The sequence below is a fragment of the Vibrio sp. B1REV9 genome, assembly GCF_905175395.2.
In the GTDB taxonomy this organism is placed as follows: Bacteria; Pseudomonadota; Gammaproteobacteria; order Enterobacterales; family Vibrionaceae; genus Vibrio; species Vibrio alfacsensis.
This window is the reverse complement of sequence record NZ_HG992745.1, coordinates 1,849,445-1,861,112: the sequence shown is the minus strand read 5'-3', so window position 1 is coordinate 1,861,112 and position 11,668 is coordinate 1,849,445. Positions and strand designations below refer to the sequence as shown.

General features: G+C 45.1%; 10 protein-coding genes. 6 read left to right on the top strand and 4 right to left on the bottom strand.

Annotated elements, in window-relative coordinates:
• Nucleotides 1-98 precede the first annotated feature (98 nt).
• Nucleotides 99-305 carry a hypothetical protein gene (locus KHN78_RS13985; protein WP_128810806.1) on the top strand — a complete coding sequence of 69 codons (207 nt, stop codon included), beginning with the start codon at nucleotides 99-101 and terminating at the stop codon, nucleotides 303-305.
• Between the two features lie 84 nt (nucleotides 306-389).
• Here the strand turns inward: KHN78_RS13985 and gnd are convergent, their stop codons facing one another.
• The 3 genes from gnd to zwf are packed head-to-tail and all read right to left on the bottom strand — an operon-like array spanning nucleotide 390 to nucleotide 4,094.
• A complete protein-coding gene (gnd, locus tag KHN78_RS13980; protein ID WP_041060011.1) occupies nucleotides 390-1,838 on the bottom strand; it encodes a decarboxylating NADP(+)-dependent phosphogluconate dehydrogenase in 1,449 nt (482 codons plus the stop codon).
• Between the two features lie 40 nt (nucleotides 1,839-1,878).
• The gene (gene pgl, locus KHN78_RS13975) at nucleotides 1,879-2,595 is read right to left on the bottom strand and encodes a 6-phosphogluconolactonase (RefSeq protein ID WP_211916496.1); all 717 of its coding nucleotides are present in this window, start codon (nucleotides 2,593-2,595) and stop codon (nucleotides 1,879-1,881) included.
• Nucleotides 2,592-4,094: a glucose-6-phosphate dehydrogenase gene (zwf, locus tag KHN78_RS13970; protein WP_164837246.1), complete on the bottom strand. Its 1,503-nt coding sequence runs from the start codon at nucleotides 4,092-4,094 to the stop codon at nucleotides 2,592-2,594. The genes pgl and zwf overlap by 4 nt, the downstream gene beginning before the upstream one ends.
• 864 nt (nucleotides 4,095-4,958) lie before the next feature.
• Between zwf and KHN78_RS13965 the strand changes: the two genes are divergently transcribed.
• The 5 genes from KHN78_RS13965 to KHN78_RS13945 all read left to right on the top strand — a co-directional run bounded on the left by KHN78_RS13965 (nucleotide 4,959) and on the right by KHN78_RS13945 (nucleotide 10,053).
• Nucleotides 4,959-5,186: a hypothetical protein gene (locus KHN78_RS13965; protein ID WP_211916495.1), complete on the top strand. Its 228-nt coding sequence runs from the start codon at nucleotides 4,959-4,961 to the stop codon at nucleotides 5,184-5,186.
• A 137-nt stretch (nucleotides 5,187-5,323) separates the two neighbouring features.
• A complete protein-coding gene (locus KHN78_RS13960) occupies nucleotides 5,324-6,715 on the top strand; it encodes a TolC family protein (protein WP_211916494.1) in 1,392 nt (463 codons plus the stop codon).
• Nucleotides 6,716-6,718: 3 nt separating this feature from the next.
• The gene (locus KHN78_RS13955; protein WP_211916493.1) at nucleotides 6,719-7,699 is read left to right on the top strand and encodes an HlyD family secretion protein; all 981 of its coding nucleotides are present in this window, start codon (nucleotides 6,719-6,721) and stop codon (nucleotides 7,697-7,699) included.
• A gap of 18 nt (nucleotides 7,700-7,717) precedes the next feature.
• Nucleotides 7,718-8,905, top strand: coding sequence for an ABC transporter permease (locus tag KHN78_RS13950; protein WP_211916492.1), 1,188 nt, complete (start codon nucleotides 7,718-7,720; stop codon nucleotides 8,903-8,905).
• The gene (locus tag KHN78_RS13945) at nucleotides 8,902-10,053 is read left to right on the top strand and encodes an ABC transporter permease (RefSeq protein ID WP_211916491.1); all 1,152 of its coding nucleotides are present in this window, start codon (nucleotides 8,902-8,904) and stop codon (nucleotides 10,051-10,053) included. Before KHN78_RS13950 ends, KHN78_RS13945 begins: the two co-directional genes overlap by 4 nt.
• A 158-nt stretch (nucleotides 10,054-10,211) precedes the next feature.
• Here the strand turns inward: KHN78_RS13945 and KHN78_RS13940 are convergent, their stop codons facing one another.
• Nucleotides 10,212-11,636, bottom strand: coding sequence for an aspartate kinase (locus KHN78_RS13940; RefSeq protein ID WP_211916490.1), 1,425 nt, complete (start codon nucleotides 11,634-11,636; stop codon nucleotides 10,212-10,214).
• Nucleotides 11,637-11,668: the final 32 nt, after the last annotated feature.

Genomic DNA, 11,668 nt, shown 5'->3' with positions numbered 1-11,668 from the left:
ATTTAGCTCACTTTTTGGGTATCTTTTGGACAAAAAAGAGACAATTCAATTGCGGAGTGAAAGCTCCAATTACTACCCACTAAGCTCTGGGAGGCGTTATGAAAAGTACTAAACTTGGTCGTATCATGTCATTCAGCAGGATGTTTTCTTTTATTGCCTTTCTTACAGCCACATTTGCTTGGGTTTTAGATATGCATGCCCTCTTTACTGTGTCTGTTGTGGCTTTGTTTGTCAGTGCAATTCTATATTTGAATGATAAGTTCGGTCACCACTTCAAAGGTAACACGAGAGAAAAGAGTGCCTAAGTGCTCTTTGACTTTTGCTTGACGAAAAACAAAAAGGATGCCACTTGAGCATCCTTTTGGGTTTATCCGTTGACGAACGGCAAATTAAACGTCGTAAGTGGTCGACGCTGTGTTACCGCCTGTACCCGTCCAGTTTGTGTGGAAGAACTCACCACGTGGACGATCAATACGCTCGTAAGTGTGAGCACCGAAGTAGTCACGTTGAGCTTGAAGCAGGTTCGCAGGTAGACGAGCTGTTGTGTAACCGTCTAGGAAAGATAGCGCAGAGATCGTACATGGCATTGGGATGCCAGACTCTAGAGATTTCGCTGCTACTTTACGCCATGCTGCTAGGCTGCCTTGTAGGATGTTTTTGAAGTACTCATCAGAACCTAGGAACGCGATGTCTGGGTTCGCTTCGTACGCATCACGGATATTGCCTAGGAACGCAGAACGGATGATACAACCACCGCGCCACATTAGTGCTACGTTGCCGTAGTTTAGGTCCCAACCGTTTTCGTTAGACGCTTCGCGCATTAGCATGAAGCCTTGAGCGTAAGAGATGATCTTAGAAGCTAGTAGCGCTTGACGTAGTGCATCAACCCACTCTTGCTTGTCGCCTTCAACTGGAGTGATTGTCTTACCGAATAGAGACTCAGCTTCAACACGTTGGTCTTTTAGTGCAGATAGGCAACGAGAGAATACAGACTCAGAGATAAGCGTTAGTGGAATACCTAGGTCTAGTGCGTTGATACCTGTCCATTTACCTGTACCTTTTTGGCCAGCTGTGTCTAGGATCTTCTCAACTAGAGGCTCGCCGTCTTCATCTTTGTAGCCAAGGATGTCAGCAGTGATTTCAACAAGGTAGCTGTCTAGCTCAGTTTTGTTCCAATCAGCGAATACTGCTTGCATCTCGTCTGCAGACATACCAAGACCGTCTTTCATGAACTGGTAAGCTTCAGTGATAAGCTGCATGTCGCCGTATTCGATGCCGTTGTGAACCATCTTAACGAAGTGACCAGCACCGTCGTTACCAACCCAGTCACAACATGGCTCACCAGCATCAGTTTTTGCAGAGATACCTTGGAAAATTGGCTTAACCGCTTCCCAAGCTTCAGCAGCGCCGCCAGGCATGATTGAAGGACCAAAACGTGCACCTTCTTCACCACCAGATACACCAGTGCCGATGAAGTGAATGCCTTTCTCACGGCAATGTGCTACGCGACGGTTTGTATCTGGGTAGTTAGTGTTACCGCCATCGATGATGATGTCGCCTTCGTCTAGAAGCGGAATTAGGTTGTCAATGAACGTGTCAACAACGTCACCTGCACGAACCATAAGCATCACTTTACGTGGGGTTTCAAGCTTCTCTACGAGTTCTTCTAGAGAGTATGCACCGATGATGTTTGTGCCTTTCGCTGGGCCTTCCAGAAACTCATCTACTTTCGCAGCAGTACGGTTATGAGCCACAACTTTAAAGCCGTGGTCGTTCATGTTTAGGATAAGGTTTTGACCCATTACAGCAAGGCCGATTACACCGATATCACCTTTCATTGTTTCTCTCCAATTGTCTTTTCTTCGACCCGCGACCGCACTAAGCGATTTTTGCCGCAGCGTCTAAATCTAAATACCATTCCGTCAGGCCTGCTTTCGCTTGGATCTTCGCTGCCGGATATGGAAGGTCTTGCGCTGGTGAACTGTTGATTTCTTCAACAATGTCCGCTTTACCAGCACCAAGTACCAAGTAACTAATTCGCTTCGCTGCTTCTAATACACGTGCCGTTTTTGATACGCGAATTTGACCAGACTCAGGATGAGAAGCCAATACTGATAGGTTCTCATCACCGTAGTTTGTCTGACCCGGGAACAGCGATGCGGTATGACCGTCTGCACCAACACCAAGCAAGATCCAATCAAACACAGGAGTGCCATTTTCAGTTGGAATCACATCGCTCATCTCTTTCGCAAAGCGCTGTGCTTCGGCTTCTGGTTCGTCTTCACCACGAATACGGTGGATGTTCTCAGCAGGAATGCTTACTTGGCTAAACAAAAGCACATTCGCTTCGCCAAAGTTGCTTTCTGCATCATCAGGCGCAACGCAGCGCTCATCACCCCACCAGAAGTGTAGGTTTTGCCACTGAATTGACGTCGCGTAAGCTTCTGTTGCCAATAGCTTAAACAGCATTTTAGGTGTGCTGCCGCCAGAAAGAGAGATGTGAACAGGTCGGCCCATTTCGCTAAACGCTTTCATGTCGTTAGCAAGGCTTTCTACTACCTGCTCTGCTGTTTGGTAGATCTTATGGTTGATCATAGTTCGCAGTAGTCCGTATCTGTTAGGTTTTTACAAGGGAAGCGCCATGCGCGGTTAGCTCGTTGTAGCAAATCGTCCGCTTCTTTTGGTCCCCATGTACCACATGCGTATCCGAATAGCGCTTGTGGGTCTTGCTTGAAATCTAGAATTGGTTGCACGTATTTCCAACACGCTTCAACCGCATCGCTACGAGCAAATAGCGTTGCATCACCGTTTAGCGCATCAAGAAGTAAACGCTCATAAGCCGTCAGCATTTGGGTTTCTTGCAAGTCAGCGTAGTGGAAGTTCATTTTCACTTCCTTCGCTTTAAAGCCTGCGCCCGGCTCTTTCAGACCAAAGCTCATTTGGATGCCTTCGTCTGGCTGAATACGAATAATCAGCTTGTTCTCTGGTGCGTTTTGACCAAACACTGGGTGTGGTGTCTGTTTAAAGTGGATAACCACTTCTGTCACGCGAGTCGGTAGACGCTTACCTGTACGTACGTAGAAAGGCACGCCATTCCAACGCCAGTTGTTGATGTATGCTTTCAGGCCGATATAAGTCTCGGTACGAGAATCGTCTGCTACGCCGTTTTCTTCACGGTAACCCGGAAGTTGCTGGCCACGAACTTCAGATGCCGTGTACTGTCCCAACACTAGGTCGTTACGCAGCGCATCTTCATCCAGAGGTTTAAGGCATTGCAGCACTTTGACGACTTCATCACGCATAGAATCCGCGTTAATTTGTGCTGGTGGCTCCATCCCCACCATTGCTAGAACTTGCAGCAAGTGGTTTTGGAACATGTCGCGCACTGCACCTGAACCATCGTAGTAACCGCCACGCTCTTCTACGCCTAAGAATTCCGCGCCTGTGATTTCCACATAGTCAATGAAGTTACGGTTCCATAGTGGCTCAAACATCGCGTTAGAGAAACGAAGAACAAGTAGGTTCTGTACCGTCTCTTTACCTAAGTAATGATCGATACGGTAGATTTGATGCTCTTGGAAGTGCTCATGGATGTCTTTATCTAGAGTACGAGCTGACTCAAGATCATAACCGAATGGTTTTTCGATGATCAGACGTTTCCAACCGTCATCCTCACTATTCAGGCCGTGAGCTGCAAGGCTTGCAGGGATCACGCTGTATAGGCTTGGTGGCGTCGCAAGATAGAAAAGCGTATTACGTTGTTCGAACTGGTATTCGTCTGCAAGTTGGTCTAAGCGAGTTGCCAACTTGCTGTAATCTGGTGTGTCAGAAGTATTGATTGCTTGGTAATGCAGATGATTGATAAATGCATTAAGCGTTTCAGGCTCCGTTTTCTCCATTTCTTGAAGCGATTTTTTTAGCTTTTCGCGGTAAGAAAGATCACTGTATTCAGTGCGACTTACCCCTAAAATGGCGAAGTTACTTGGAAGCTGCTTATTCGCATACAGGTGATATAAAGCAGGAATTAACTTACGGTATGTAAGGTCACCTGAAGCACCAAAAATAACGATGCTGCTGTTTTCTGGTATTACCATCATCTTTCCCTTAAAAACGAGGTACTTATTGTGTGCCTGGATACGGCTAAAGGATTGAGCCAACCCTATCAATGACACCTAACAATAGAAAGCTGCTCTTACCTATTACGTTGATAGGTAAAGCCTATGGTCCCAAATATCTTTATTGTTTGACTTAAACACAAGTTGTTTGACTTAAACACAACAACACAACGGTTTGACTTAAACATAGCGTTAAATCCAACGTTTTAAAGTTATTCGGAACGTTTATGTCTTTAGAGCACAACCTTGCGCTCTGCGGAGGAGAAGTCCGACACGGGGCAGTATTGTCTACGACTATTTGATTTACATCAACACTTGGTAGTGCAAACGTTTAAATAATTTACAATTTTCTTATTAAATATTTGTATTTTAATAAAAAACCAAGTTTACGTAGACTCAAAGCAATTAAAGTAAATGCCCTAGTTTGCTGAATAAACAATCGAATCGCATTCTACTTAAGCTCAACTCGGGATAAGAAAGTCTCGATGACTTAATCTATAAACTAGGCAAACGTTTACTCTGGTCATATGAAGCCTATTTATTACTCGATAATATTTGATGAAAATCCAATCAAAACCTTGATTTTAATCACGCCAGATTTAGTTCTTTTTGAGGCATTTTGAGTTTTTGCGCTGTATAATTTTCCATCAAGAAACCAATAGAGTTTCGCATAATAACGCAGCAAAAATGGAAGTCTATTTATCACGCTCAACGATGATGTCAGAAAATGTACCTATACTAATAATATGCATTGACTGATCGTGGGAAACCACTTGGACACCATCTGCTAAGGAAATAGCGATAAACAGAGGTGCTTTTTATAGTTAGAAGGAACACCAAAATATGGAACGCGATACATTTGGAATTTGCCTAAGTAAGGCCATGCTGTCACAAAATATGTATTCAACGTTTACTCACGTCAGAGCTTACGAAAAGAACGACACAAGCCCATCAGATTTAAAGGTGCTGCTTTCGTTCCCACAGATGACTGGTAAAGACTTGCTGAATACAATGCGAGGTTCCCGTCAGCTTGAATGGAGAGCAGAATTTCACTGCCCATATATCAAGTAACTCGCTCAAACTCTGTGCTCAGTTCGACCTAAACGGACTGAGCGCAACAATTTATCAACAATTCTTTGCTATAATTACTTAACTATTTGTCATATATGCTTTATATTAGAGTTATTACTCTAATATAAGTAACCACTATGAAATCAACCGGAAAGTTATGGGTACTAGGCCTGTTCAGCAGTTCCATTTCTTTTGCCTGCCACTCGGCCCCTATCACTTTTGATAATGCGTGGAACTTGCTACTAGAGAACAACTATTCTCTAAAAGCGCAACGTGCCAATGTGGAAAGTTACCAATACCAACAGGACGCGACAGGCAATCTTAATCTACCTCAAGTCAGTATCGGTGCGAATTACACCCGTTTAGACACTGACGTAACGCTATCTGCTCAACAAGTTCTTGATAGCACAGGTGCGCACATCGCGATCCCCCCATTTCTTAACGCCACCTCCACGATTACAGAACGTGACATTTTCACTTCTTCTATTCGTGCTATTTGGCCTATTTTCACTGGTGGACGCATCAACGCAGCGCAAGCGGCCGCTCAAGGTAAAACGGACGAAGCAAAAAGTCAGCTCGCGATGGAACAACAAGCGCGCTTTGAAGATCTGTCTAAATACTACTTCTCCGTGGTACTCGCTAAAGAAGTGTTAGCGACTCGCCAAGCGGTTGAAAAAGGCCTAACCAAGCATCGTAACTTTGCAGTGAAAATGGAAGAGCAAGGTCAAATCGCCCGTGTTGAACGTCTTCAAGCCGATGCATCCCTCGATAAAGCAAAAGTGGAAACACGTAAAGCAGCCAGTGATTTAACCATCGCTCAAGCAGCACTGGGTACCATTCTTGCTCAAAACGAATCCGTTGAACCGTCTGAATCACTTTTTATCAACGACCGTCTTCCGCCACTGAGTGCATTTGTGGACCAAACTCTGCTCACCTACCCTGGGTTGGATTTGCTCGATGCAAAACACAAGCAAGCATCCAGTTTGATCAAAGCAGAAAAAGGCAAATACTACCCAGAAGTTTATCTTTACGGTGACTACAGTTTGTACGAAGACGATTCTCTCGCAAGTCAGATGAAGCCTGATTGGATGGTGGGTGTCGGTGTAAATATCCCGCTGATTGAATCCACTGGACGAAGTGAAAAAGTGAAAGCTGCTCAAAGTATGGTGACACAGGTTGATGCATTGAAGTCACAAGCCAAGCAAGACTTATCGTTATTGGTACAAAAAACGTATTTGGAGGCTCAGCAAGCGATCGACGAAGTACAAGGCCTTGAGTCTAGCATTGCGTTGGCAAACGAGAACCTGCGATTACGTGAAAAAGCGTTCACACAAGGCTTGTCGTCATCACTCGATGTCGTCGATGCACAGCTCTATGTTGCAAGCGTCGAAACGCAACAATCTGCGGCACGCTTTCGCTATTTAATCTCGCTAACCAAACTCCTCGCTCTAAGCAGCGAAATGAACAGCTTCGCACAGTATCAACATACCGCTTACATACCAAAACCGACATCCAAAGAGGCAAATTAAGTCATGGCAACAAAATCTATCAAACCCGCTTTATTATCACTTTGTGCTTTGGGTATTGCGTCTTGGGTCGGTTATCAATTTTACCAAGCTTACCAACCAGAGCCGGCTCGATTGCAGGGTTTAATTGAAGCACAGCAATACAGCATTTCGTCAAAAGTTCCGGGACGTATTGATGATGTATTGGTGCGCAAAGGTGATGAAGTAGAAAAAGGTCAGCTCATATTTACGCTTCTTAGCCCTGAGATTGAAGCGAAACTCGAACAAGCCAAAGCGGGAGAAAAAGCCGCAGGAGCACTCGCGCTAGAAGCAGAGAAAGGGGCTCGCGAGCAGCAAGTTCAAGCGGCAAAAGATCAATGGTTAAAAGCGAAAGCCGCTGCAAATTTGATGGAAAAAACCTACCAACGCGTAAATAACCTATACAAAGATGGTGTGGTTGCAGAACAAAAACGTGATGAAGCACTGACCCAATATCAAGCAGCAAAATACACCGAAAGTGCGGCGTTCCAAATGTATGAGATGGCCAAAGAAGGGGCTCGCAGTGAAACTAAAGTTGCCGCTGCAGCAAAAGCCAAAATGGCCGCAGGTGCGGTTGCAGAGGTAGAAGCATACGCCAAAGACACCAAAATATTTAGTTGGTTTAATGGCGAAGTTTCACAACTGTTGCTACAAAGCGGCGAGCTGGCACCGCAAGGTTTTCCTGTTGTCACCGTTATTGATATGCAAGACGCTTGGGCAACACTGAATGTACGTGAAGACTTGCTTAAACACTTCACCAAAGGCACCACATTCAAAGCGTATCTTCCTGCGCTAGACAAAGACATCGAATTTAAAGTGTCGCATGTTGCAGTGATGGGTGATTTTGCTACGTGGCGCGCAACCGATGCATCGAAAGGTTTTGATCTTCGAACGTTTGAAGTAGAAGCTCGTCCTACTCAGCCAGAACCTGAACTGCGAATGGGCATGAGTGTTGTGGTTGAACTGTAACAACGCAGGCTGAGAACGATGACAATTCAAATCTCACAATGGCAAATCCTAAGACGCGATAAGTGGTTACTATCGTGCCTAACTTGGATGCCAATCTTATTAGCCCTTTCCATTTGGGGAGTCTTTTCTGCGGGTATCGCTCGAGACCTACCTATTGGCGTGGTGGACCTAGAGCACTCACAACTGTCACGTAAGATGATCTATTCCCTCGATGCCTCACCTACGCTATCAGTGGATTATCACTACACCAGCACAACGGAAGCAAAGAATGCCATGATTGAGGGCGATATTTACGCCTATGCGGTGATCCCACCCAATTTCGATCAAGATATTCTGATGCATCGGCAGCCTCAGTTATCGGTGTTTTTCAATAGCCAATACATCTTAGTTGCGAAGTTGATTAACTCTGCCGTTGCTCAATCTCAAGGCTATTTTGATGCTCAAATAGAGACCATGGCCAATCTTGCAAAAGGCAACACCACAACACTTGCTGCCGTTGGCCAAGCCGTTCCTATATCGACACAAATCACGGCATTGTTCAACCGCAACACCAACTACGCCCAATTTTTGGTCACCGCGATTGTGCCTGCGATTTGGCAAATCGGTATTGTGGTTGGCACCATTTTGATTCTTGCTGCGCATTTTCGACTCTATGGCAACGGAAAACACCGTTTCGAGTTCTTAGGTGCCCATCCATTGGCTCGGTTGTGCAAGATTTTAAGTCAATATGTGCCCGTTTTTATGGTCCAAGGAGCCCTGTTCTTAATTTGGTTTTACATGATATTAGATTGGCCAATGGAGGGGAGTTACTTGGTCATGCTACTCGCTCAGCTTGTCACGGTGATCGCTTGTATTATCATGGGGACTTTGTTCTTCTTCCTATCAATGGATCCAGCAAGAGCAATGAGCTTTGCAGGTGCGTTTACTGCACCGAGCTTTGCGTTCATGGGAATTACCTTTCCGGTATCAGACATGAACGCCCTAGCACACGCATGGCGAAGCCTGCTGCCGATCACTCACTACATCGAAGTTCAGGTCGATCAAGCTAACTATGGTGCGAGTGCTGCTCAATCCATTGCCTCATTATGGCCAATGGTTGGTTATGTTATTCCGCTACTCATCACGGCTATGTTATTTGCAAAACATCGAAATGCCGCATTGCTTGAAGACACTTCATCAAGTGACCGCAAACAGGAGCTGATATGACATTTCTGCAATTGCTCAAAGCGGAACTGCGATCCGTACTAACGAACCCTGTTGTGGTACTTACTGTTTTTGGTGGCGTGGTATTTTATTCGTTTTTGTACCCTCTCCCCTACGCACAGCAAACACCACGCGAGCAACCTATCGCCATTGTGAACTTGGACGGCAGCCAAACCAGTTTGAAGCTTGAACGAATGGTGGATGCCACTCCGCAAGTCAAAGTTGTCACCCGTTTGTATACCATCGCAGATGCCAAGCAAGCTTTCATGAACCGAGAGATAACCGGATTCATGGTCATTCCGGAACATTTCTATAAAGACGTAATGCTAGGCAAAAGTCCAACGTTGGCCTATGCGGCAGATGCCTCTTACTTTCTCGTTTATGGCACCGTTGTGGAAGGGCTAGCACAAGCAGCTGGCACGCTTGGAGCGCAAGTTAAAGTAAGCAAAATGCTGATTGATGGTGTCCCGTTAAGCATGGCAAGCCACAACTACTCGGCCATTAAGCTGAACATGAAGCCAACGTTCAACCCGACGATGGGTTACATTGAGTATGTTGTACCGGCTGTTTTTGTGTTGATTCTTCAACAAACATTAATCATGGCAGTAGGTTTGCAAACGGGTACGCAACGCCATGGCCGCGGCTACTGGTCACAAGCGGCGACTGGTTCACTATTACTCGCTAGAACGATCATTTTTGTCGCTATTTACTACTTATTGAGTGCCTATTACTTCGGTTATAGTTTCGAGCGCTTGAACGTCAATCACATTGCGAACGCCTGTGAACTGCTGACTTTGTTGTTACCATTCTTACTTGGCTGCTGTGGTCTAGGCTTATGGCTTGGATACTTGTTACCAAGGCGTGAACTAGTAACGCTTGTGGTTCTGGTGAGCTCGATGCCATTGATCTTTTTAGCTGGCTTTATTTGGCCTGTTGAATCGATCCCTGCACCTCTATTGTGGTTTGCAGACTTAAGCCCAAGTACATGGGCAATCAAAGGCTTTTTGGCACTCAACCAAATGGGCGCAACATGGCAGCAAGTCGTGCCATATTGGACCGCGCTTTGGGCACTCACTGCCTTTTGGGGTTGTATCGCTTACTTAGTCGCAAGACGAAATACCAAACCAGTGGTGACTGAAAGCTTAAGTTAAATACATTCTATATAATCAAAAAAGGGGCTCTTTAAGCTAATGCCGATCAGCTAAACTGACGGCATTAGCCAAATCTGACTCCTTACCCTAACATCTCACCCACAACATGGCTCTGCACACTTATTACCAAGCATAAGCAATTAAAAATATATTGCTAATTATGCCACATTAGATGATTTAGTGACTTGTGGCGCTTTCTCAAAAAACTCGTCATGTAGCGCACAGATGGCTTGTTGATACTCGCTATCACTCACCACAAATTGTACGTTTACATTCCTCATTGATGAATGCAGTGCAATTGGTGTTACGCCATTGTTCATCAATGCGAGCACACCCTCTGCTAATGTTTTATTGGTATCAATTTGAGAGCCAATTGCGGATATTAATGCAACCATGCGCCCTGTGATTGTTGCTTGAGGGTAACGTTTCTCGGCTTTGTAGAGTACCTTGTTCAAGCTGTCCGTACTGCCACCAAGATAATACGTAATCGAGTTAGCATTCATCTCTTTTCCTATTAAGCTAACTCTAGCATCAGCGATGAGTTCCATTAACTCGTAGCTAACGTTGTCCACCTTGCCGACCATGGCTTGATCGAACAGATGCAATGCAAACACTTTCTGCTTGCCTGCAATAATTTCAACACGATCAGTATCCGGGCGATAATCGGACGAGATCAATGTGCCATCGTGTTCTGGTTCAAATGTATTTTTGATTTGTAGCTCGATGCCACTTTCACGTAATCCTGCCGCCGCGTTGGGATGAATCGCCTCCATGCCAAGATTGGCTAACTGATCGGCGACGTCGTAGTTCGTTGATCCAATCGGATTCACATTGTCGACACCGACAACACGAGGATCAGCGGAGCTTAAATGGTACTCTTTGTGAATAATCGCGAGGTCTGCTTGGGTAATGGCTGCGATACGGCTAAATGTCATTTCACTGTAGCCACGATCGTAGGTGTGCATTAAGCCCTCTTTGCAGTATGCATACCCCGTAACAATTGGCAGTTCTTCTGACACATCAATGCCATCAAATGCGCTACTAATGGTTTCGTCCAAACTTTTGGGTTGTTGATTATCCCAACCAGATAGATCAATAAACTTTGCGTTAATGCCTATGTTCTTCAGTTTTAGAGCCGTATTATAAGCACTATGCGCCTCTCCAATAGAAGACAAAAACTCTCTGATCTGCGGTAAATAGTGCCTTAGTGAAAACTGTCCGTACTGACATGTCTCAAGAATATTGGAAACGCAATTTTTCGCTTCTGAGATACGAGAACGAATGAATTTATCTGCTCGCATTCGGTTCATTGGGTCAGCAAAAATATGTTCATTAGTCAGCAGCATTCGATTTTCAACATACGAAAGTGCATCTTGCCAACTGTCATCACGTTTCGCGATGAGCTGATATACACCGGGTTTACCTGTTTTCTTACATTCAAGTAAAGCATCCGTCATTCCACTGTACGCAGACACAACAAAGATTCGGTTGTAAGGATTTTGAGGACGTAAAAGAATGTTGTCGAGAACCGCATCAAATGCAGTCATCGATGTACCGCCGATTTTTTCTACGGTAAAGGTCATGGGCGGGGCCTTAATAATTGGTCATGTTTAAA